Genomic DNA, 24,167 nt, shown 5'->3' with positions numbered 1-24,167 from the left:
AGATTTTACGCGTCGGGCTTTTTGAGTTATCTATACTTATTTTGATTCACTGTCAGTTTTATCAGCAGCTTCGTTATCAGAGTTGTTTGCAGTATTATCTGCAGAATCGTCGATAGAAGCCTTGCTATCGCTAGAATCGTCACCAGATACGTCGCTAGATAAGTTGTTAGAAGCCTTACTAGATTCATCTAACTCCACATCATCACTAGAATCCTTGCTAGATTCATCTAACTCAGCAACATCAAACTGCTGGCTTTTAAACGTAAACTCCCCCAGCAATCCTTCGCCTTCAGCGTCAACCTCAATTCGTTCGCCGTCAGAAATTTCGTTCAGCAAAATCTTCTCGGAAATAATATCCTCAATATCTCGCTGAATTACACGACGCAATGGACGCGCGCCCAGCAAAGGATCGAATCCTTTTTGAGCGAGCAAATTCTTAGCAGCGTCGGTCAATTCCAAAGACATGTGGTGGTCAAACAGTCTATTATTGAGCAGCTTTATGTCCATATCAACAATTTGGCGCACTTCCGGCTCCGTAAGCTGACGGAACACAATAGTGTCATCCAAACGGTTCAAAAATTCTGGACGGAACTGGCGCTTAAGCTCCGAATTAACCTGATCCTTCATTCGCTGATACGTAGAATCAGAACTATTTCCAAGCGTAAAGCCAGTGTTTGCAGCCTTCGCAATATCACGCGTACCAAGATTAGTAGTAAGAATAATAATCGTATTCTTAAAGTCTACTTTTCTACCTTGGCCGTCGGTTAAATGACCATCATCCAACACCTGCAAAAGCGTGTTGAAAATATCCGGATGAGCTTTTTCAATCTCGTCAAAAAGAACCACAGAGAATGGCTTCCTGCGAACTTTCTCGGTAAGCTCACCACCCTCTTCGTAACCAACGTATCCAGGAGGAGCTCCGAAAAGCCTAGATGCAGCATACTTTTCAGCAAACTCAGACATATCAACGCGAATCAAAGCATCATCATCGTCAAATAGGAAGTTTGCCAACGCTTTAGCAAGCTCAGTTTTACCAACGCCTGTAGGTCCAGCGAAAATAAACGAACCAGAAGGACGTTTAGGATCTTTCAAACCAACGCGCGCTCGTCGAATAGAGCGTGCCAAAGCAGATACGGCTTCATCTTGGCCAACAATACGCTTATGAAGCTCAGATTCCATTTGAAGAAGCTTCTGAGACTCCGCCTGAGTAAGCTTTACTACAGGAATTCCTGTAGTGCTTGAAACAACAGAAGCAATCATGTCTTCGTCAACAACCATTTTGACGTTAGACTCGCCTTCGCGCCAAGCTTTTTCCTTTTCGGCAGCTTCGTTTTCAAGTTTTTCTTGATCGTCTCGAAGATTAGCAGCCTCTTCGAAATCTTGCTGCTTAATTGCTTCATCTTTCTTTTCAGAAATCTTAGCAATCTTATGGTTAAGTTCTTTAAGCTCAGGTGGCTGAGTTAAGCGCTTAATTCGTAAGCGTGCGCCAGCTTCATCAATAAGATCAATAGCCTTATCTGGAAGGTGACGATCTTGAATATAACGGTCAGAAAGCTCTGCAGAAGACTGTAAAGCTCCATCCGTAATAGTTACATGATGATGATTTTCGTATCGCGAACGCAAGCCTTTAAGAATCTCAATCGTTTCAGCAATAGTAGGTTCAGGAACCTGAATTGGCTGGAAACGACGCTCTAAAGCAGCATCTTTCTCAATATACTTACGATACTCATCGGTTGTAGTAGCACCGATTGTCTGTAGTTCGCCGCGAGCAAGCATTGGCTTAAGCATGTCGGAAGCGCCAAGAGCACCATCGGCAGAGCCTGCACCAACAATAGTGTGAATTTCGTCAATAAAAAGCACAACATCGCCGCGAGTTTTAATTTCTTTAAGAACTTTCTTCAAGCGCTCTTCGAAATCGCCACGGTAGCGAGATCCTGCAATCATTGATCCTAAGTCAAGAGAATAAATCTGCTTGTTTTTCAACGTTTCTGGAACATCGCCTTCAACAATTTTCTGGGCAAGTCCTTCTACAACTGCAGTTTTACCAACGCCAGGATCTCCAATAAGCACAGGATTATTCTTCGTGCGTCGGCTAAGAATAACCATAACTCGTTCGATTTCCTCAGAACGGCCAATTACTGGATCAAGTTTTCCTTCGCGCGCTTCAAGTGTAAGATTTCGACCAAACTGATCCAGAAGTGCAGACCCAGACTTGTTGCTTTTATCTTGCACGCTTCCAGCGTTAGCAAGTTCGCCCTTTTCATCTTCTGAACTTGTAGAGCTACCTCCGCGAATTAAGTCAACTGTAGTGCTTCTTAAGTCTCCAAGATCGACTTCCATTTTAATAAGCACTTGTGTGCCAATGCCTTCGCCTTCGCGAATAAGTCCTAGCAAAATATGCTCAGTACCAATGTAGCTATGACCAAGCTGCAGAGCTTCTCGTAAGCTAAGCTCCAAAACTTGCTTTGCATGCGGCGTAAAAGGAATGTGGCCGCTTGGCGCAACAGCACCCTTGCCAATCATTTCTTCCACTTGTTTGCGCGCGCCTTCCAAGTCTACGCCCTTTGAGCTCAACGCTTTTGATGCAATTCCGTCACCTTCGCGAATTAGACCAAGCAAAATATGCTCAGTACCAATGTAATTATGCTGAAGTGAGCGAGCTTCCTCTTGAGCTAGCACAATCACGCGTCGTGCGCGATCAGTGAACCGTTCAAACATAACTGCCTTCCGTTCTTTTCGTTCATTCCATGGTAACTAGTCACCATGACGCGAAGTATTACACAACTTATTAGTACTTATTAGAATCTGTTAAGATTTAGGATTTTTCTGTATTCCTTAGAATTTCTTTAGATTTTACTTATGTTGTCTGCGTGATTTCCTTTTGTACAATCGCATTGCTGTAGTACCTGTGTTTTTATTAGGTTCTTCGCTTTTAGCAGATTCTTCAGTAACTTCTATTTTCTTAATTTCTTCGGTTTTTGTTTCATCCTCATAGTTAGATTCAACATCATTAGATTCAATATCGCGAGATTCAACATCGTTAGTTTCTGAAGTCGAATCTGCTGTCTTAGAATCAGCTGTATCTGTACTAGGGGTATCAGTGATATCAGTATCAGCTATACCAGCCGTATCAGCTGTATCAGCGGTATTAGCATCATTAGCAGCATCTTTATTTAATTTGCGACGCTTGCGGCGATGCGTTTTGCTATCTTCAATTGCTTCCTCAATAAGCTCAACATCTGCACGCTCTTCTCGAGGAGCTTGCTGCAAAATATCAATATGATAATCGTCGTAGGCTGGAGCTGATTGAATCCACAGCTGTGATGGTTCAGGTGGCTCAATTTCGGAATGCTCTCCGCAAGCGTGATCAAGAGATACAACTCGACCATCGTCTGGACTCCACATGTTCGCACACACGCCAAACATTGAACCCAAGCTTCCAGCTAGTGGAATCATAAAGCCGCATGAAGAGCAAACGTTACCGTCAGCTATTTTTGTTGACAGTGACTTTGGGCCGTGCTGCCCTGCATACCAGCGTTTTGCTGTTTGCGAAAGAGCTTCTGCAGTCATCACGCGTCTGCGAGATAGACGTAAAGTCGAAACTGCCTCTTCAAGATCTTCGTTAGAATCATTATTTTCGGATGATTCATTGCCTTGCGAATCGCAAGAGCCATTTTCATTCTCAACAATTTCTGTGGCGTCAGCATTTTCAGCAGTTTCGCCATCTTGCTTAAGCGTATTTTCTTCGGAATTTTCTTTTTCTTCTTTAGATTCTTCCTCAGATTTTTCGCTTAATTCATCTTCAGACTGATGATTTACTGGACGGAATCCATCTTCAAGACGAGAATCATCTTCCTCTGTTCCAATAGAATCCATTACAGAAAGATCACTTGGCTTCAATCGATCTTTCCACGGAATCCAAGGTGGCGGCAGCAGTGAGTCGTCGGTAGGAATAAGCGTAGATTCGTTTACAGTCCAACGCTCAGTTTCCAAATCGTGATACAACGTTACTGACCACTGCCAGCCCTCGTAACCAACAAGCTTACTTTCAAAGCGAAAATCGGTAACACCGTCACCAATATCCGTGGAAGACACAAAATCTCCCACGGCATCGGAACGCTCTGAAGTTTCCACAGCAATGCTACGAGCAATATCTTGTGGATTCATCACTTCATCAGTCATAAATAATATTCCCGAAACTATTCTTGAACGTCGAAATTGTCGGCTACTGCGCGCAAAAGCGTAGCGAGCTTCTTGCTTTCAGCAGTAGATGGATAATGACGACGACGCAAACCGTTACCTGCAGAATCAAGCAGCTTAATAAGATCTTCAACAATTGCTGCCATATCTTCTGCCTTTGGGCGAGTTGCTTTAACTAGCGATGGAGCTGTTGCAATAAGATTAAGTCCCATCGCTTGAGGACCTTTACGACCCTCAATTACAGAAAATTCAACCTTTGTACCCTTATGCAAAGTCTTTACAGTTGCAGGCAAAGCTGCAGCTGGTAAGAAAACATCCTTACCATCGTCGCCGGCAATAAAGCCGTACCCCTTCTGCGCATCGTACCAACGCACACGCCCATTGGGCATAACACACCTCACTCAAATAATCACTCATTGTCGCATATCAATATGCATTAAACACACAAGTGCATCGTTTATATGCGAAAACATCCGTATATAGTTTACCAGATATTAATGTTAATTGTTTCGCTTTTTCTATTGTAGCGCATAAGGTTCAATTTCTCTTACAGGAAGCACAACAGTAAGCGTTAATCCATGAGGATTAATATCCAGAGACTCCGAACCGTCCATTGTGTCGTCAACATTATTATCTGGGCCAGCAAAGTCTTCCGAAATAGTTGACGGGTCAGATATTGTTGCGCAAATAAAACCATGATGAGCTTTTACAACAGACTGTGCTATAGCCATTCCTAATCCAGTTCCGCCTTTTTCGCGAGCTCTTGAAGGATCTGCAATATAGAAACGTTCAAAAATGCGAGAAAGCGACTCTTCTGGAACTCCAGGACCATGGTCAACAACACGAATTACTGCGTAAGTATTGCCAGAATCAGTAGATTGGCTTTTTTCTGCAGCAATCAAAAACTCTTTTAACGAGTCACTAACTGAAGGAAGCTTGGAAAGCTGGTCTGGATCAATTGAAGCCTTCATTACGCCAATAGCAATTTCTACTGGAGAATCAGCCGGAGTGTATCGGTGAATATTTCCAACAATATTCGTCATGACTTGACGCAATCGCGCTCCATCACCAAGAAGAGATACGCTAGGAAGACTTCCGCTATTGAACACAAACTTGCGTTCAAAATTGCAGTCAGTGCAATCTTCCAAAGAAAAGTCTTCGGAAAGCGTAAGCGAACCCTGCTGAACCGCTCTAGCTGGATCTAAAGCATGCAAATCGTTAGCAGCATCCGAAAGAATTGGAGACAAGCTAACTTCCTGAGAAATATTAATTCCTCTACCCTCGTCAAATCGAGCCAAAGAAAGCAAATCTTCCACTAACTCAGTCATGCGCTCGCTAGAAGCCTTAATATGAGCAATAGAATCATCAGCGCGCTCCTGCTCTCCCTGCATATTGCGCCACATTGTGTAAAGCTCAGCATAACCGTGAATAGCTGCTAGAGGAGTTCTCAATTCGTGACTTGCGTCAGAAACAAATCGCTTCATTTTTTCAGTCATTGCTTCTTGCTCATTAAAGCCACGTTCAATACGCGCAAGCATTGAGTTCAAAGAAGCAGCTAAAGAACCAACTTCTGTGTTTTCTGGTGCGCTCGGAACTCGCCTACTTAAATCTCCAGAAGCAATTTTTGAAGCTGTTTTTTCTATGCGCTTTAACGGTCTTAAAGTGGACTGAATAATAAGAGCCGCAAATACCGCTCCAAGAAGAATAACTGCAATACTTACCATAATGCAGTATCTAGTAAGAGTATTTACAGTATCGCGCTGGTCGCTTAAAGATAAAGCAATATACACGTATCCGCGTAAACGTACGTCTGAAGTGTAGCTGCTTCGATGCTCCCATTCAAGCACCAAAACTCTCCAAGGAGCTTTTGCGGATTTTAAAGTAATCTCGTCAACACTACTAGGATTACCCTTAACTTTAGCTGGAGCAGTGTAAGGCCTATTTGTAACAACTCCCTTAATGGGTTTTCCGTTTGCAGGAAGCTTTGGAATAGAAACAAAATCTCCCTTTAGTTTTGGAACTAAAGGAGTAGATATGATTTTGTTATTAATATCGCGAATCTGCATAAAGTAGTCGTTTGGACCTGCTGTAGATTGGCTTGAATCTTTTGAACGAAGCAAATCTATATTGTCGTAAATAAGTCTTGCCTGATCTGTTAACTGTGCGTCAGTTTTTTCAAGCAGATAATTTCCTACCAATTGACGAATTGATAATGAAATACAAAATGCTGCAACAGTAAGTACTGCAAGAGTGCAAGCCACAAGACGTGTACTTAAAGGAATAGAATTTGCTTTGGTTTTAAGCCAGCAAATTCTGTTTTGTTTTGGCTTTTTTTCTGACGCAGTATTTTGTATAACAGCAACGCTTTTTCCAACATGCTGTCGCGCTGAGTCTTTGTTAGATTGCGCAGTTCCAGCATTATTTGGCTGCTTTTTATCGTCACTACTACGATTATTGTTTTCCATAATCAGGCTTGACCTTACTTTGGTTCGCGAATCATGTATCCAATTCCGCGTTTTGTTTCAATAAGAGGAACTACCTTTTGCAGCTTGCCGTTTTCGTCCGTAATCTCAATTCCGTCAATTTTCTTTCGAAGATACGAAATATAGGATTCAACGATTGCAGCATCTCCGCCCCAATCGTACTGCCATACATGATTCAAAATCTGGCTTTTTGATAACACTCGGCCTTCATTATCCATCAAGTAATGTAAAAGCTTGTATTCGGTTGGGCTAAGCTCAATCGGTATGCCGCTTCGAGTTACATCGTGCGAGTCTTCGTTAATCTCAAGATCTGCTACGCGAATAACAGGAGTTATTTCATCCTGCTCTTGAGTACGGCGGAGAATTGCGCGGATTCTTGCAACAACTTCTTCCAAACTAAATGGCTTAGTTACGTAGTCGTCGCCACCAACTGTTAAGCCCATAATCTTGTCTTGCGTATCATCTCTTGCTGTAAGGAAAAGAACAGGTACTTTAATACCATTTTGGCGAATTCGTCTCGTTACGGTGAAGCCGTCAATATCTGGCAGCATAACGTCCATAACAATAAGATCAGGCTTCACTCTTTCAATAACATCAACGGCTTGAGAACCGGATGCTGCAGTTTCAACTTCAAAACCTGCAAAGTGCAAAGACGCTACTAAAAGCTCACGAATTGATGGTTCGTCGTCTACGACAACAATAGATGCTTCAACATTCTTACTCATACTGATTAGCATCACTTATAAAGCTGAATGTTTCCTGAATAAATGCTGAAAATCAACAAGTTGTAGCTGATTTTATTAGCGATGACGAGCATGACGTCTACGCGCTTTTCTAACCCCTGCTTTTATCTGCTTTTGAATACGGCTTCGGTGAACCAAAATAAGTGTCACTATTGCCCCTAAGCAAATAATAATAATCAACATAATAAGTGTTGATATAAGACTTGCAGATGAAGTTGTAGCGGTTCGTTTAGAGCGAGAAATTTGCTTCATCATCATAATTGCAGACTGACCCCAATGAGTGCCGGTTGTTGTTACTAGAGGTTTATATGCTGCATCAGATAATGCGTCAACAGTATTTCTGCTTTTTAACCATTCGTCGGAATTAGGAGATACTGCAACTACTAGACGGCCGTCGCGAGTTGCAACAGCAAGTAATACCGTATTTTTAGCAGGAAGAGTGCTTATTAATAAATCACTCGCCCATTTTGATGGATCTTTAGTATCTCCAAAAGTAGACAAATAAAGTAGTCTTACAGTTACTCCAGTTCGCTTTTTAGTTGCTGCAATTTCGTCAGAAACTTTATTAACAGAGTCACCAAGAAGATTTTCAGTATCCGTAATTGAATCAGTAGCAACAATTCCTGAATTTGAAGTTTGTTCTTCCGCATAAGCTTTATTAATTTTTATAAAATCAGACGGAAGTAAAGAAAAAGTTGGAAATATTGAAAATATTTGAAGAATAAGAAAAACACTAACTAAAAATGCCACAACCGCACGTAATACTTGCTTTAAGCGTGCGAATTTTAAGCTTGTAAGCTTATAGTCATTTAAAATGTGGATAACCCCTGACCTTTTAACCACATTCTCTTCTAAAACTTTTGCGTAATTTTTCGATGGCATATATTCATAATAGCGTGACATCACACAAGTAGGTAAGACACGTTTATGTAAGAAGGTTACTTAATAAGTGTGTTGTTGCGCTAATTAATACTAAATGCTTATTAAGCAGATACAAATAGGGGGAAATATGGCACAATTTCGAGTTGATTCAGAACAAATTCAGCAGGCGGCTGCAGCAGTTGGAACCTCGGTTAATTCAATTAGAGAAGCAGTCAACGGCATGTATGCCAATCTGCAGCAGTTGCAAAGCGTATGGACGGGTTCCGCTGCTACAAAGTTTGCGTCGACCGCAGGTCAGTGGCGTGCAGCACAGCAGCAGATGGAACAATCATTAGAAGCAATTCAGCAAGCTATGCAACATGCTTCGGGAGTGTATCTTGATGCGGAAACTCAAGCTACTTCCCTATTTGGAATGGGCTGAATAGTCTGAATAATCTGAATAGTCTGAATAATCTAATGAAATATAAATGGCGGTATACTTCATTTCTGAGCATACCGCCATCTACTATGAGCTATTCAGCCTATTAGCTATTCAGATATAAAATTTTTACAACTTTTAATTTAGTAACCCATATCAGCGCCAGCTTGTGGTGCTGCAGCTGGCTTTTCTGGCTTGTTAGCAACCACAGCTTCAGTGGTTAAGAACAAACCTGCAATAGAAGCAGCGTTCTGTAGAGCAGAACGAGTTACCTTAACTGGGTCAGTAACGCCAGCAGCCATCAAATCTTCGTAAGTGTTGGTTGCAGCGTTGAAGCCTTGGCCTTCTGGAAGCTCACGCACCTTGTTGAGCACAACATCTCCAGAAACGCCAGAGTTCTGAGCAATCTGCTTGATTGGAGCTTCTACAGCGCGGAACACGATTGCAGCGCCCGTTGCTTCTTCGCCCTTAAGCTCGGTGATTGCTTGAGACTTTTCAATCTTTGCAGCAGCCTGAACCAAAGCTACGCCACCGCCTGGAAGCAAACCTTCCTCAATAGCAGCCTTAGCGTTACGAACTGCATCTTCAATACGATGCTTACGCTCCTTAGCTTCAACTTCAGTAGCAGCGCCAACCTTAATAACAGCAACGCCGCCAGCGAGCTTAGCAAGACGCTCCTGAAGCTTTTCGCGATCGTAATCGGAATCAGTGTTCTCGATTTCTGCGCGAATCTGAGCCACGCGAGCATCAACATCTTCCTTAGATCCAGCACCAGAAACGATAGTTGTTTCATCCTTAGAAACAATAACCTTAGCTGCGTGACCAAACACAGAAGCGTCGATAGAATCGAGCTTTAAGCCAAGGTCGTCAGAAACAACCTGTGCACCGGTCAAAATAGCCATATCCTGGAGCATAGCCTTACGGCGATCACCAAAGCCTGGAGCCTTTACAGCAACAGTGTTGAAAGTGCCACGAATCTTGTTCAAAACAAGAGTTGGCAATGCTTCACCATCAACATCTTCAGCAATAATAAGCAATGGCTTACCGGACTTCATAACGAGTTCAGCAATGTGAACAATGTCCTGCTGGCTGGAAACCTTGCCAGAAGTGAGCAAAATGTATGGATCTTCAAGAACAGCAGTCTGATCTTCTGCGTTAGTGACGAAGTAAGGGGAAATATAACCCTTATCAAAACGCATACCTTCAGTGAAGTCCAAATCAAGGCCAAACTTGTTGTTATCTTCAACTGTAACAACGCCGTCCTGACCGACCTTATCCAAAGCTTCAGCAATCTTTTCGCCAACTTCAGGATCTGCTGCAGAAATAGTAGCAGTGGCAGCAATCTGATCCTTAGTTTCAACATCCTTAGCAGAAGCAAGAAGTTCTTTAACAATTGCTTCAGAAGCCTTCTCAATACCGCGGCGAAGAGCAATTGGGTTGCTTCCTGCAACAACGTTCTTCAAGCCTTCGTGTACCAAGGACTGAGCAAGCACTGTTGCGGTTGTTGTACCATCGCCTGCAACGTCATCAGTCTTCTTAGCAACTTCTTTAACAAGCTCGGCGCCAATACGCTCATATGGATCTTCAAGATCGATTTCCTTAGCGATGGAAACGCCATCGTTAGTAATGGTTGGAGCTCCATAAGTCTTATCAAGCACTACGTTGCGACCCTTAGGTCCAAGCGTAACCTTTACAGTGTTAGCAAGCTTGTCAAGACCTGCGAGCATACCCTGACGGGCGTCCTCTTCATAGGCAATAATCTTTGCCATGTTTCCTCCACATATCGTAACTATGGAACACTCACTCGTAGGTGAATAAGATTTGATTAGCCGTCAGCTGCTAATTATCACTCTCAACCTTCGAGTGCTAATTAGCAGATTAGCACTCTATGTGCCCGAGTGCCAACTTTGGCGTTTATAATTATTTATTTTCAATAAAATTTTATAAACAAAAGCCGGTTAGAATCTAATCCAACCGGCTTCTATATTTTGCTTTTATTACTTATGTGAGTAGAAAACTACTTGCAAAGAACTACTACAATCTGCGAAACAATCTCTTTTTCGTTTTCTACAGCAGTAATGCCCAAAGTTTTTGCTATATCTTCAGCAGCAGCTTTCTGAGAATCATCCTTGTACCATACAACAGATTCAGACGGAACTTTGCCGCTTGGATTACCAGCAGTAACATTTGCATAACCAGATTGCTTCAGCTTGTCTGCATTCTTAGCAGCATATCCAGCAATATTGGTTGCATTAATAACTTTTACAGTAACAGACTTATCTACTGAAGCCGTAGAATCAGATTTATTATCAGCATCCTTAGTATCTTCCGCTGATTTATCTTTGTTGGACTTTTGTTTTGCTGAAGTATCCTCATCTTCATCCGCATCTGCATCTTCAGATTTATCTTCATCTTTTCCATCTGACTTATCAGTATGCGACTTCTTAATTATTGTTGTAGACTTCGAGCTTTGATGCGAATTATTCCAAGGTAATGGAAGATGCGAAATCTCTCCAGAGCCGATTGCCCAAACAAGCAAACCAGCCAGTAATGCAATAATTATTGCAACAAAATAAGGAAGAATTACAGCGTACCAAGCGGGATTGCCGCGATGCACACCAACTGGCCCCTCTGGTGGTTCATCAAAAACATCGGGCGTATACGACACGTTGTGATTATTTCGCGCCATAATTGCATTCCTCCAAGTGTTTACTCAAAACAATATGCATCCATAGTACCGAATGCTGGTCACAAAGCACAAATCAGAATTTTCAAGAAATTTTTTCTATTATGCTATGCCTTGTCATACAGTAGCCATATGAGTCCTAACAAAATTAAACCTTTAGAAGAATTAATGGATCCAGATTGGGCTAAAGCTCTTGCTCCAGTTGAGCCGCAAATACGAGCAATGGGAGTGTTTTTGCGAGAGCAAATCGAAAGTGGACACCATATTCTTCCCGCAAGTCACAACATTTTGCGCGCGTTTAGCATTCCTCTAAAAAGCATAAAGGTTTTAATTGTTGGCCAGGACCCTTACCCTACTCCAGGCCATCCTGTGGGATTAAGTTTTTGCACTTCACCAAAAGTGCGTCCGCTACCTAAAAGTCTTATTAATATTTACAAGGAATTAGTAAACGACTTAGGTGTTTCTACTCCTCAAAGTGGAGATTTAACGCCGTGGACTAAGCAGGGTGTAATGCTTCTTAACCGCTGCTTAACTGTTGAAGCAGGTAAAGCAAATAGTCATCAAGGAAAAGGCTGGGAAACTGTAACGGACGCTGCAATAAATGCGTTAAATTCTCGAAAAGACGAAAACGGAAACCCAATGCCTCTTGTAGCTATTTTATGGGGAAGAAACGCTCAAAGCTTAGCTCCATTGTTAACAAACGCAACACTTATTACTTCTTCTCACCCAAGCCCTCTTTCTGCCTCGCGAGGTTTCTTTGGATCAAAACCGTTTTCAAGAGCGAATAGTGCACTAATCAAAATGGGCGCTTCACCAATTGACTGGTCGCTAAATTCTCAAGAAATATAGCTTTAAAAATGCGTGTATTAATCAAATAATCCTTAGCAATATGCCGGTTTTTACCAATTTCAGTACCGTATATCAGCTAACATAGAGCCTATGGCATTATTTCCACCGCAACCACGTAAGCAACAATTAAATAATAATTCCAATATGATTCCTAATGCGAATATAGCTTCTGCAGCAGGTAAATCTACAGTTGGATTATCAAATGCTCAAGATTCGGCTACTATTTCAGCAGACGATATTCGTCGCTGCCAGCAGATTGCAAACATTTTGCGCTCGCGCTTTGCACAAACTTTAGTCGGCCAGGAAGCATTGCGAGAATCTCTTATTTTAACACTTATTGCTGGCGGACATATTCTTATTGAATCTGTGCCAGGCCTTGCAAAAACCACTGCTGCGCAAACTCTTGCAACTGCAATGTCTGGTAGTTTCCGACGCGTGCAGTGCACTCCTGATTTAATGCCAGCTGATTTAGTTGGTACGCAAGTTTTTGATTTTGCATCCCAACGTTTTACTACTCAGATTGGTCCTATTCACGCAAATATTATTTTGCTAGATGAAATCAACCGATCTAATGCAAAAACTCAATCTGCAATGCTTGAAGCTATGGCAGAAGGCGCAACAACAATCGGCGGAGAGCGTATTGCACTACCTCAGCCTTTTATGGTTATTGCAACTCAGAATCCTATTGAAGAAGAAGGCACTTTTAATCTTCCTGAAGCTCAAATGGATCGTTTTATGGTTAAGGCAATTATGACCTACCCGAATCCTGACGAAGAAGTTCGAATGCTTCAGTTGCTTACACAAAGAGGTTCAGATGTTGTTGATCCTGCAACTTTAAGCACACAGCGCATTAGCTTGCAAGATGTTGTGTTTATGCGTGCTGCAGCTCGACATATTCATGTTTCTGAAGCAGTTATGAAGTATGCTGTTGATATTGTTGCAACTTCTCGAGGTGAAGGTTCTCACCCTCTTGCAACCATTAATACTCTTGTTCGCATGGGTGCAAGCCCTCGTGCTTCTATTGCGCTTATTCGTATTGCTCAGGCTCATGCTTTGCTTTCTGGTAGAGACTATGTAATTCCAGAAGATGTTAAATTATTCGCACACGAAGTATTAAGACACCGTATTCTGTTGACTTTTGAAGCTTTGGCAGACTCTATTACTACGGATCAAGTTATTGACGCATTGGTAAAGACTGTTCCTGTGCCATGATACCTATGAAACGTTTAGCGTTGTCTGAGCCAGCAAAAGTCATTCGCAGAAAAATTGAGCTGCTCGACCAACGCATAGATCTGCCTATTGCTCGTAAAGCATTGGGATTACTAGAAGGTGAACACCCTTCACATCGTCGTTTTGGAACTGGGGATGTTATTGATGTTCACGCTTGGCAACCTGGTGACGAAGCTCGAATGATGAACTGGTCTGCTAGTGCTAGAACAGGTCAGCCTATGGTTTCTTCGCGCGAACGTACTTCGTCATCTCATACTTGGATTGTGTGCGACGCAAGTATTAATATGAACGGCGCTTGCAAATCTTTTGAAACATTGTATGAGATTGCTGCAAATGCTGCATGCTTTTTTGCAGCTTTAAGTTTAAGACGTCACGATTCTGTTTCGTTACTTTGCGTTGATGGTAGCAACACAGTTAAAGTTCCTCAAGCTCGTAATCTTTCTGATTTTGAAAGGAACCTTGACAGCGCTTTGCTTAATACTCGAAGTCACATTCGAAATACTGAGTATTTGATTAAATCAATGCAAAAATTTGTTGATTCAAACGGTCTTGTTGTTCTTATTACAGACGAGTATGCGTTGCAAGCTCATGATGCGGATAGTTTACGAAAAATTACTCAAAATCATAATCTCGTTGTTGTAACTATTTGCCCAGTTAATTCTTTTGATAAAACAATTAACATGCGTATAAGCGACGGCATTACTTTGCGAAAAATTCCAGCATTTTTGCAAAACGATAACGTTAAGCAAGAGGTTGAAAATCGCAGAAGCATCAAAAGTAGTGCCTTGCGTGACATGCTTGTTGGCGTTAAAGCGTCATTAATATGTGGGTCATCTAGTGAGGAAATTTTCCGCGTGTCTGCTAAATCTGTAAGTCGTACGAATTATCTTACTGAATCATTACTCAAGGAGGATGTGCAGTAATGAGTATGCAAGATATTCACCCACAGATTCACAACGACATTCTTTTTGCAAGCATACTTGGCGTTGCTTTTGTTGTTATTGTTGTTGCTGCAATTGTTTTGTATTTTTCTTTCAAAAAGCCGAAAGTTTTGTTATCTTCTGACGAAATTGCAGATAATGCTGTACACGTTCATCGCGAAAACAAACAAGCTTGGCGAAATGAAATTGATGAAATTGTAAAACAATATCACAGCAATGAGCTTACTTCTGATCAGGCTTGTGCAAAGCTAGCTTCAGTTGCTAGAACTTACGTTTCTCGAATGAGTGGTGAAGATATTAAAACGCATACTTTAGGTGAAATTAGTTCTTTGCGCCTAAAGTGGCGCAATAAAAAGGGTGCAGATATGTTGCGCCAAACAATCGCAGCTTTGTATCCGCCCGAATTTGCTAATTATAAAGAGAATAAACAGGCACAAAATACCACTGTTGATCAAGCAGCAGAGTGGGTTCTTGTTTTGCTCGAAGGCTGGCAAACTAAGGGGCAACGCTAATGAGTAAGATATTTGAGACTTTGTGGCCTTGGCGTTTTAAGTGGCCTTTAATTTTTGCTGCAGGAATACTAGTTTGCTTAGTTATTTTTGCTGTTTTGATTATTGGTGACGTTATTCGCCAGCATATTCTTAAAAAGCAGTATCAAAAGCATCACCACAATCTGAATCAAAAATTCTACACTTTTACTTTTGATGAAGATTTGCAAGGATCTTTAGCAAGTCACTCATGGTATATGTGGAGAAGACTTAAAAGATTTGCAACAGCAATGTTGGTTTTGTCTTTATTAGGATTACTTGCAACTGCCTCTAGGCCTTCTCGAGTGTTTAATGCGGATGAACAAATAAGTTCTAGAGATATTGTTTTATGCCTGGATGTTTCCGGCTCTGCATTGCCGTACGATCGCGAAGTTATTCTTGCTTATCTTAATTTTATTGAGCATTTCCAAGGAGAACGAATAGGTTTAAGTATTTTTAATTCCACTTCTAGAACAGTTTTTCCTTTAACGGATGATTATCGTCTAGCTAAAAAGCAGCTGCAGTATGCTGCTAATTTGCTTGGAGGGGTTCAGTCTCAAAATAAGATTGACAATTTGCAGCAGCGCCAATATCAGGAAATTTCTGATTGGCTTGAAGGCACACAAAATAGAAAAAATGCAACTTCTCTTATTGGAGATGGCTTAGTTAGTTGCGCTGCAATGCTTCCTGGTTTTATTTATGGCAATGCGCATAATTCTAGTAAATCTCAAAGTCGTTTTAACAGAAGTGCATCAATTGTTCTTGCAACAGATAATGTTGTTTCCGGAAATCCAACTTACTCGTTAAAGCAAGCTTTAGATTTGACTAAGCAAGCAAATATAACTGTTGACGGCTTATATTCCGGCGCTAAACAGAATGAGAATGAAGATACAACTGTAGACATGAAGAATCTCATTGAATCTCATGGCGGAATATTCTTAACTCAACGAAATACTGATTCTGTTCTTAATCTTGTAAGAGAAATTGAAAAACTTCACTCAGTTATTCCTCAAGGCACAACGCAATCAGCGTTTAGCGACGATCCTGGAATATGGGTGCTTATTAGCGTTGTAAGCGTTGTTGTGTGGTTGGCTATTGCAAAGAGGATTAAGCGATGATATCAACACTATTTTCAGCCGCGGCTCTCAATTTCTCATATGGCAAAATCGTGGCAGATGACACTGCTAAAGCAGGTCAACTGGTTCTCGCTCCATCTTATGGTTGGATTGTTGCAATTATAGCCGTACTTATTGTTCTTGTTGCAATGTTTTTTGAAATCGTGCCTTTAAGAAGAAAATTGGCACTAACAAACGAAACTTTAGCAATGAGATTGCGAAGAATAGCTATTTGCGCAATGCTCGTAATCTGCATACTATCCCCTAGTATTATGCGCGCAACTATGCAACGTGCTGTAAATGCAACTAACGTAATTATTGCAGTTGATATTACAGGATCAATGCGAGCCAAAGATGCAAATTACGATAATAAGGCCAATATTGAGCGCATTGATGCAGCTCGCGCTATTGTTAAGCAAATAACTAAGTCTTATGCAAATGCGAGTTTTGCAGCTATTTCTTTTGGAGCATCCACGTCTGTTGATGTGCCTTTAACTCCTGATGCAAAAGCGGTTGATAATTGGATAACCACCTTACTTACAGAGCCTACAAGTATTGCTACAGGAACAAGCCTGGACGCTCCAATAGATCAGACTTTGCTCACCGCAAAAGCTATTCATGACGCTCATCCAGATGACACAACAGTGCTGTATGTTCTTAGTGATGGCGAAGAAACAACTCAACGAAAGCGTAGAACATTCTCATCTTTACGAGCTTATATTACTCACGCTTTTGTTATTGGTATTGGCTCGTTTAAAGGCGCAAAAATACCGCTTAAAAGTACGAAATTAAGTATTGACGATTACGCTTCTGATCAAGATTTGCAAGGAAAATCAGAAGGAGATTCTAATTTAGATTCTTCAACACAATGGGTTAAAGATCCATCTACTGGAAAACCTGGAATTTCAAAGCTTGATGAAAAAAACTTGCGGAATATTGCAGATGAGCTTAGTGGAAAATATATTCATTCTTCTTTAAATCACACTTTAGGAAGTGAAGCAAAACCAATACTTTCTCATCAGTGGCGTATGAATGAAACAGCGAAACCGCGCTTGCGTCCAGAACCAATTATTTGGCCATTTGCCACAATTGCTGCTGTTTTGCTTATATGGGAATTAGTTGTTTGGTTTATTACATCAAGGAAATTAGTATGATACGCATATCTAAACGAAATATTATTCGCGTTATTTCTATTATATTTCTTATTATTGCGTTATTCGCAGCATACTATGTGATTACTAATTGGCGTGCGCAATATGCGTATAATGCTGCAACAAACAGTCTTATTGCAAATATGAAATCTGCTAAAAATATTTACAGTGACAAAGATATATTGGTTACACAACAGCAGCAGACTGACGCACAATTTAGTGACGCTAAATCTCAGCAAATACTTTTATTACCAAAACTTAGCGAAAATATTGAGCACAATTCTGAAATTTCACGAAAGTTTACTGAGAGCCTTAAGCAAAAGAACGGTAAAAATAATACTAAATCTCATACGTCTAAAAGTAATCAACTAAAAAACTCTAGTAAGAGCGAAGAAAATAAGAATCAGACTGAATCAAGCAAGCCTAAACTTAATAATACGCAAAAGAATAAAGTGGAAGACTTGCTTAAGCAGAACAATAAGGTAAATCCTAAAGATCAACAAGATCAAGAAGATCAGGACAATCAAAACGGAAAAGAAAAAACAACTAAACGCACAACGAGTTCAGACGGTGCAAATAAGCCTTGGTAATTGCTTATAGCTTTTATCCACAATGCCTACTTTTTAGTGACTTTAATTTAGCAAGTGTGTTTAATACTTAATTATGCACACATATTACGAATGGAAATGGCTTATTCAGCGCACTGAACAGTGCGCAAGAAACATTCTTGCTGAGGCTAAAGCGAGCGAATTAAACGAATGGCAAGGTATTGCTGCCCAGTATTTTCGCCATAGCATGAGCAATATTGCTACCCAAGCATATTCACTCTACGAAATTAGAGGAGGAATGTAATATGCCTTGGAAAGTTCAATCTTCTGTTTCGGGCGGAATATCTCTTACAGCTGCGCAAAGCGAAGCATACTGCAGTGTATCTAGAAAACTAAGCAATCTTGCACATGAAATGTCAATGTTAAGTGCTTCTTGGCAGCATGCTGCAATGGTTATTTCTAATCAAACTTCAGCTTTTAATAATTTATCAGCTTCTTACAATCCTTCCTCGCCTTTTGCTATGAACGCTTCTCAAAGTTTTCTAACTCCCAGTATGTGCAATGCTTACGCGTCTAAATGTCAAAATATGTCTCAAAATTTAGAGCAATTGGCAGCTCTTATTGTTAGAGCAAGCGGAATTTACGAGGATGCTGAGCAGAAAGCAAAAGAGCAATTTGATAATGGCATTGCGCTTCTTACAACAATTTTTCCTATAACATCCTTGCCATTTTTTATTTCAGCACTCTCTTCAGCGTCTAGCGATGCTAATAACCACACAGGTCTTAAAAATGTTGGGAAATGGGCTCACAAAACTCGCAAAATTCAGCAAGGAACTATTCGAGGACTTTCTCAAAATCTACTAATGAACCCAATTACAGGCATACCTCTGTTTATTTTAGGAGCAGCGCAAAGTAAAAGAAATAATCGAATGACAAAAACGTATAGAAATAAGTCGCTTAATTTCTTAAAATACGCAAATAAGTATATTGATAATTCAAGCAAAACAGTTTCTTCAGTTCCGTTTGTTTCTGGAGCGCTAAGCCTTTTTACAGCACAGTTAAATAACAAAAAGCAAGGTAATAATCTAACTGTTACTAAAATTAACGAACCATGGAGAAAACCAGCTTTTGTTCTTCCTAAACCTGGAAGAAATTTGAGCGAAACTCTCGATAATTTAGCTGAGCTTGGCAGCGGAAATTTGGGAGTTCGCCCTCCACTTGTTAATCCAGATGCCGCAACTATTGCTATTTCACGCTTCAAAAAAGCCGACGGAAAAACATCATGGCTAGTTGTAATACCTGGAACAGACGGTAAGGCTCATTCACCGTTTGGATGGGAGCAGAATGCTGAGGTAATGAGTCATACTCCTTTAGCTAGAAAGCAAGCAGATAGTACAAGAATGGTTGTTGAAGCAATGAAAAAATCTGGGATTAAGCCTAAAGATCCTGTTGTGTTAGTTGGTCATTCGCAAGGCGGTATTGTTGCTGCAAGTATTGCAAGCGATTATTCAAAACAGTACAACATACAGCATGTAGTAACCGCAGGCTCTCCTATTGCAAATCATCCTATTGCAAAACGCACTTGGGTTACGAGTATTGAAATGGAAGATGAGCTTGTTCCATCTCTAGACGGTAAGGAAAATCCTCGCCGCAGTAATTGGATTACTATTCATGGCAAAGCAATACATGTTAAAGAAACTCAAAAGCCTTTGCCTCCTGGAGTAACGCGTTTTTCTGGAAGGAAATATTCTAATCAAAAATTTAGTAAAGACGGAATATTTGTAAACGATGTGCCTGAAGAAGGAACTTTAACTCATGACATGCACTATCATAAAGCTGCCTACGATGACGCTCTGCAATTAGGCTCTAAAAATGTGATTATGCATAATCAGCATTTTAACAGTATTATCAACGGAAAGTTAGAAAGCACTACCCTATGGCAAGGCATAATGCATTAGTTAATATAATTTATCTAACTGCCTAATTCACAGCATGATGTAACCTTGCAAGTATGAAGCTTACTGATATTTCTCCTGCAATAGCTCTGACTCCTTTAGACGGTCGTTACCATAATCAAACTTCAGAACTTGTTGAATACTTAAGTGAACCTGCGTTAAACCGCGAGCGCATGCGTGTTGAAGTTGAGTGGATGATTCTTCTTGCAAACGGATATGAGGGGAATAATTGGCAGCCTATTGTCAATGGTGTAAATCCTTTAACGGATGAAGAATGTGAGTATTTGCGCAGTATTCCTGAAGATTTCGACGCCGCAGGAATTGCGCGTCATGCTGCTCATGAGGCTGTTACGCATCACGATGTTAAAGCTGTTGAATACTACATTGATGACGCTTTAGATGAGGCTGAAAAGAAGTTAGGTCACGAAACTCAGCTGTCTAATCTTAAAACTTTGGTTCATTTTTCTTGCACAAGTGAAGATATTAACAATCTTTCTATTGCTCGTTGCGTAAAAAATGCGGTTTTGAATGTTTACAGGCCGAATTTGGAAGCAATTGTTGAATATTTAGTGAGCAATGCTCAAAAGTATCGCGACTTGCCAATGCTTTCTTTGACGCATGGTCAGCCTGCTACTCCAACAACTTTGGGTAAAGAATTGGCTGTTTTTGCATACCGTTTGAAGCGTCAGATTAAACATCTCGACAATCAGGAATATTTGGGCAAGATCAATGGTGCTACTGGTACTTTTGGTGCTCATTTAGCAGCATTCCCTAACGTTGATTGGATTGGCGTTTCTAAAGAGTTTGTTGAAAATCGCATGTCTCTTCAATGGAATCCATTAACAACACAAATTGAAAGTCACGACTGGCAGGCTGAACTTTATAGCACAGTAAGCCACACTAACCATATTTTGCACAATCTTGCTGTTGATGTTTGGATGTATATTTCTCGAGGCATTTTTGTTCAAGTTCCTGTAAAAGGTGCTACTGGATCTTCTACTATGCCTCATAAGGTGAATCCTATTCGCTTTGAGAACGCTGAAGCTAATCTTGAGATTTCTTGCTCTCTGTTTGATACTCTTTGCGCAACTCTTACAGAAAGCCGTTGGCAGAGAGATCTTACAGATTCTACAACTCAGAGAAATATCGGTTCTGCTTTTGGCTACGCTCTTTTAGCTCTTAACAATCTTTTGGGCGGACTTAATTCTATTCACCCTAATTCTGATTTTATTCTTAAAGAATTGGATGCTAATTGGGAAGTTCTTGGCGAGCCAATTCAAACCGCTATGCGTGCTGAAGAAATTGCGGGAGTTCCTGGAATGGAACGTCCTTATGAGCAAGTTAAAGAGCTTATGCGAGGACATCATATTTCTCAAAAGGATGTTGAAGATTTTATTTCTTCTCGCGAGTTTGACGAGGATACAGCTTGCAGATTAAAGTCCTTAACTCCAGATTCTTACACTGGTTTTGCTTCACGATTGGTGGATTTTATTCAATAAGTAGACGGTAAGAACAATGCAATCTCGCATAAATCCAAATCTTGTTATTGAAGACACTCAGCCAAGTTTAGTAAGAAATTGGGCTGATTTGCTGTACGCACTTTCAGCTATTGCTGTTGCCGTGCTTACAGTTTTGTCAACAATGTGGCTTTCTGCAACAACAGTCGGCGTGGAAATTGATGCCCGTAGCGCTAGTAAAATTATTGGTCTTACTGTTACTGGAATTCCATGCGCTTTAATACAGCAAGGTTTAACGCTTATTGTTGTTGCAGAAGTAATTGCTTTTATGGCTGCACAAAAGCGTTGGATTGATACTGCTATTTCTGTTATTACGCTGTTTGTAAGCTACGGCTCAATATGGCTGCTCTCTGACGCTATTGCTTCTACACACAATTTGCCCCTGCTTTCTGCATTGCATTCTCAACCCACAAATTCAGTAACAGAATTATTGCCAGACATGTACGCTGTTCTGGTTGCGTTTCTTACAGTAAGTGGCCCGCGTAAAGAATATAAGCATGTAATGTGGGGCTGGAATGCTCTGTTTATTGTTTCTGCAATACTGCTATTTTCTTCATGGGACTCCTACCCTGCAGCACTTATTTCTTGCTGCGTAGGAAGAGCTATTGGAACATTAATAAGATTTGCTAAAGGTACGAGCAGTAAAGGCGCTTGGGGCGATGACATCGTTATTGCGCTTAAAAATATTGGCATAGATAATCTCACTCAGCTTACTCGCAGAACTCAGCAGGCCGACCATACTGGAGTTTTACGCTCAAGCTTGGATGACGATTTAATCGAAAATTCAAGACTTTATGACGCAACTGATATTCACGGAATGCACTATGTTATTTCAGTTTTAGACAATCAAGTGCATTTACCTGGATATTTGAATCAGCTGTGGCAGTGGGTGCGTTTAATTGATATTCCAACTCGACGCGACCGTTCAGCAAGACATTCCGTTCACCATCATCTTTCAATGCTTCTTGTATTGAGAAATCTTCATTTGCCAACTGCTAATGTTTACGGAGTATCTGACAGCGATAAATCATCAATCATGGTTTTTCACGCAGCAAATACTTTACTTCCTTGTAATTTGAACACTCTAACTGTTGAAGATGCGGCAAAACTTATGCGATACGTTGACGCTGCAAATATGCGAGGAATTACGCATAGAAGAATTACTCCAGAAACTATTGCACGTTTAGAGGATGGAACTCCTGTTATTGCAGGATGGCAAAACGGTGATGTTGCCAGCGATTCAACAAATATTGCTTTAGATAAAGTTCAATTATTAACTCTTATTGCTGCATGCACAGATATTGAAACTTCAATCAAAGCCGCTCTTAACGCTTGGGGTGCAGACAAGCTTGCAGAAATACTTCCGTTTATGCAAAAAGCTGCTATTCCTGCTTCTACACGTTCTCTTCCTTCTTGGAATAAGAAAGTTTTTGAACATCTTTGCAATAAGCTAAGCCAAACAGTCGCACTGCATACTGATGAGGAAGACTACGATACAGTGCGATTAGCACGTTTTAATATTCGATTCTTTGTGAGCCTTGTTCTAGCAATTATTGCTATTGCTGTTATTGCAACACAATGGCATCCTCAAGAAGTGTTTGCAGCGTTGAAGCATGCTAATAATCTAATGGTTTTGCTTTGCTTTATTTTCAGTATGCTTGCCTGGGTTGGCTCTGCAATTACTTTAGGATCGTTTATGGATGATCAAAAACCGTCTTCTACGGTTTTGTTTGCTTCTCAAGCAGCATCAGGTTTTACAGCAGTTTCTATGCCTGCAGGCGTTGGCCCTGCTTTTGTCAATATGCAATTATTGAAAAAGAATGGCTACAATTCAACTCAAGCTACTGCTATAACTAGCGCAGTATGGCTTATTCAAGCTTTAATAACAACTATTGTTCTTCTTGTTATTGGTATTTTTACTGGAAAGAATGTGCTTTCTGGAATGATTCCAACACACATGCTTATTACAGTTATTGGCATAATAACCTTGTTAATATGCACTTTAATGGCCATTCCTAAGGCTCGTAAAATTATTCGCAAGCATTATCTTCCAATACTGTCTGATTATGGCAGACAGGTTAAAGAGCTTGTTTCACACCCTCTTCAGCTTATTGGAGGATCTTTTGGAGCGATTGTATTGGTTGCTTGCATTGGATTGGGATATTGGGTTGCTTTACTTGCGTTTGGCTACTATGCGAACCCTTGGGAAACAATACTTTTGTTCATTCTTGCAAATACTGCAGGATCTGCAATACCAACTCCTGGCGGCTTAGGCGCGGTTGAGGCTTCTCTTACTTTTGCGTTTACGTCTGTTGGAGTTCCACCTACTATTGCATTATCTGCAACCTTGCTTTATAGGCTTATGTTCTACTGGCTAAGAATTCCTATTGGCGCTTTTGCTATGAATTGGCTTAGCAGTCGTGAACTAGTATAAATGGCTTAATTGCTCAACTTTTGTGTATTTTTCTATCAAAAAATCGCAATAAGACTATTCAGAATGAGTTTTTTATAAAAAAATACATAAAATTATTGAAAAAAATGCTAAAAAAGGCCACATTTGTAGGGAAAATGTATTAGTATCGAGAATGAACGTGGCCTTTGCAAAGAAGGCCCCTGACCCAAAGGATGCTGCATGGCATACAACAAGTCTGATCTCGTTTCTAAGATCGCACAGAAGTCCAACCTGACCAAGGCACAGGCCGAGGCCGCCGTCAACGCATTCCAGGATGTGTTCGTTGAGGCTTTGCAGTCTGGTGAAGGTTTGAAGCTCACTGGTCTGTTCTCCGCAGAGCGCGTAAAGCGCGCTGAGCGCACTGGCCGCAACCCTCGTACCGGCGAAACCATCAAGATTCCAGCTTCTTATGGTGTACGTATCTCCGCTGGTTCCTTGTTGAAGAAGGCTGTTGCCGCCTGAAATTAGAC

General features: G+C 40.8%; 20 protein-coding genes. 12 read left to right on the top strand and 8 right to left on the bottom strand.

All coding sequences use genetic code 11. The features are described from left to right. Positions 1 to 36: 36 nt before the first annotated feature. The 6 genes from HXT35_RS00655 to HXT35_RS00630 all read right to left on the bottom strand — a co-directional run bounded on the left by HXT35_RS00655 (position 37) and on the right by HXT35_RS00630 (position 8,308). A complete protein-coding gene (locus HXT35_RS00655) occupies positions 37 to 2,718 on the bottom strand; it encodes an ATP-dependent Clp protease ATP-binding subunit (RefSeq protein WP_421788105.1) in 2,682 nt (893 codons plus the stop codon). Between the two features lie 135 nt (positions 2,719 to 2,853). Next, on the bottom strand, positions 2,854 to 4,182 hold the full coding sequence (locus tag HXT35_RS00650) for a DUF3027 domain-containing protein (protein ID WP_421788103.1): 1,329 nt from the start codon (positions 4,180 to 4,182) through the stop codon (positions 2,854 to 2,856). 17 nt (positions 4,183 to 4,199) lie between these two features. Beyond that, positions 4,200 to 4,589 carry a cold-shock protein gene (locus HXT35_RS00645; RefSeq protein ID WP_116794016.1) on the bottom strand — a complete coding sequence of 130 codons (390 nt, stop codon included), beginning with the start codon at positions 4,587 to 4,589 and terminating at the stop codon, positions 4,200 to 4,202. Positions 4,590 to 4,718: 129 nt separating this feature from the next. Continuing rightward, positions 4,719 to 6,665, bottom strand: a complete 1,947-nt coding sequence (locus tag HXT35_RS00640; RefSeq protein WP_421788101.1) for a sensor histidine kinase — start codon at positions 6,663 to 6,665, stop codon at positions 4,719 to 4,721. 14 nt (positions 6,666 to 6,679) lie between these two features. Further along, complete coding sequence (locus HXT35_RS00635) at positions 6,680 to 7,408, bottom strand: response regulator transcription factor (RefSeq protein ID WP_004127837.1); 729 nt, start codon at positions 7,406 to 7,408, stop codon at positions 6,680 to 6,682. Positions 7,409 to 7,483: 75 nt separating this feature from the next. Continuing rightward, on the bottom strand, positions 7,484 to 8,308 hold the full coding sequence (locus HXT35_RS00630) for a hypothetical protein (protein WP_421788099.1): 825 nt from the start codon (positions 8,306 to 8,308) through the stop codon (positions 7,484 to 7,486). Positions 8,309 to 8,435: 127 nt separating this feature from the next. On the opposite strand from HXT35_RS00630, the gene HXT35_RS00625 reads away from it, so the two are divergent. Further along, complete coding sequence (locus tag HXT35_RS00625; RefSeq protein WP_004127832.1) at positions 8,436 to 8,729, top strand: WXG100 family type VII secretion target; 294 nt, start codon at positions 8,436 to 8,438, stop codon at positions 8,727 to 8,729. A 140-nt stretch (positions 8,730 to 8,869) separates the two neighbouring features. Here the strand turns inward: HXT35_RS00625 and groL are convergent, their stop codons facing one another. Together groL and HXT35_RS00615 are read right to left on the bottom strand one after the other, a co-directional pair. Next, positions 8,870 to 10,495: a chaperonin GroEL gene (gene groL, locus HXT35_RS00620; protein WP_004134974.1), complete on the bottom strand. Its 1,626-nt coding sequence runs from the start codon at positions 10,493 to 10,495 to the stop codon at positions 8,870 to 8,872. A gap of 248 nt (positions 10,496 to 10,743) precedes the next feature. Next, entirely contained in the window at positions 10,744 to 11,415 is a 672-nt protein-coding gene (locus HXT35_RS00615) for a LytR C-terminal domain-containing protein (RefSeq protein WP_421788097.1), read from the bottom strand. A gap of 129 nt (positions 11,416 to 11,544) precedes the next feature. On the opposite strand from HXT35_RS00615, the gene HXT35_RS00610 reads away from it, so the two are divergent. From HXT35_RS00610 to HXT35_RS00560, 11 genes are all read left to right on the top strand, one after another. Next, a complete protein-coding gene (locus HXT35_RS00610) occupies positions 11,545 to 12,261 on the top strand; it encodes a uracil-DNA glycosylase (RefSeq protein WP_019260997.1) in 717 nt (238 codons plus the stop codon). 90 nt (positions 12,262 to 12,351) lie between these two features. Further along, positions 12,352 to 13,473, top strand: a complete 1,122-nt coding sequence (locus tag HXT35_RS00605) for an AAA family ATPase (protein WP_410296060.1) — start codon at positions 12,352 to 12,354, stop codon at positions 13,471 to 13,473. After that, entirely contained in the window at positions 13,470 to 14,414 is a 945-nt protein-coding gene (locus tag HXT35_RS00600) for a DUF58 domain-containing protein (protein WP_119521604.1), read from the top strand. Before HXT35_RS00605 ends, HXT35_RS00600 begins: the two co-directional genes overlap by 4 nt. Next, positions 14,414 to 14,944 (top strand): hypothetical protein, encoded by a 531-nt coding sequence (locus HXT35_RS00595; protein ID WP_119521602.1) that lies wholly within the window; start codon positions 14,414 to 14,416, stop codon positions 14,942 to 14,944. The genes HXT35_RS00600 and HXT35_RS00595 overlap by 1 nt, the downstream gene beginning before the upstream one ends. Continuing rightward, positions 14,944 to 16,077 carry a vWA domain-containing protein gene (locus HXT35_RS00590; protein ID WP_421788094.1) on the top strand — a complete coding sequence of 378 codons (1,134 nt, stop codon included), beginning with the start codon at positions 14,944 to 14,946 and terminating at the stop codon, positions 16,075 to 16,077. Before HXT35_RS00595 ends, HXT35_RS00590 begins: the two co-directional genes overlap by 1 nt. Further along, positions 16,074 to 17,228, top strand: coding sequence for a vWA domain-containing protein (locus HXT35_RS00585; protein WP_421788092.1), 1,155 nt, complete (start codon positions 16,074 to 16,076; stop codon positions 17,226 to 17,228). Before HXT35_RS00590 ends, HXT35_RS00585 begins: the two co-directional genes overlap by 4 nt. Further along, positions 17,225 to 17,815 (top strand): DUF6466 family protein, encoded by a 591-nt coding sequence (locus HXT35_RS00580; protein WP_421788090.1) that lies wholly within the window; start codon positions 17,225 to 17,227, stop codon positions 17,813 to 17,815. Before HXT35_RS00585 ends, HXT35_RS00580 begins: the two co-directional genes overlap by 4 nt. 263 nt (positions 17,816 to 18,078) lie before the next feature. Next, entirely contained in the window at positions 18,079 to 19,731 is a 1,653-nt protein-coding gene (locus tag HXT35_RS00575; protein ID WP_421788088.1) for an alpha/beta hydrolase, read from the top strand. A gap of 53 nt (positions 19,732 to 19,784) precedes the next feature. After that, complete coding sequence (gene purB / locus HXT35_RS00570) at positions 19,785 to 21,227, top strand: adenylosuccinate lyase (protein WP_421788086.1); 1,443 nt, start codon at positions 19,785 to 19,787, stop codon at positions 21,225 to 21,227. Positions 21,228 to 21,243: 16 nt separating this feature from the next. After that, complete coding sequence (locus tag HXT35_RS00565) at positions 21,244 to 23,679, top strand: lysylphosphatidylglycerol synthase transmembrane domain-containing protein (protein ID WP_004127777.1); 2,436 nt, start codon at positions 21,244 to 21,246, stop codon at positions 23,677 to 23,679. Positions 23,680 to 23,877: 198 nt separating this feature from the next. Beyond that, entirely contained in the window at positions 23,878 to 24,159 is a 282-nt protein-coding gene (locus HXT35_RS00560) for an HU family DNA-binding protein (RefSeq protein WP_004127774.1), read from the top strand. Positions 24,160 to 24,167 lie beyond the last annotated feature (8 nt).

The organism is Gardnerella sp. DNF01141, from assembly GCF_049244255.1.
Lineage (GTDB): Bacteria > Actinomycetota > Actinomycetes > Actinomycetales > Bifidobacteriaceae > Bifidobacterium > Bifidobacterium vaginale_E.
The sequence above is the reverse complement of the archived record's forward strand: the minus strand, read 5'-3'. Positions and strand labels throughout refer to the sequence as shown.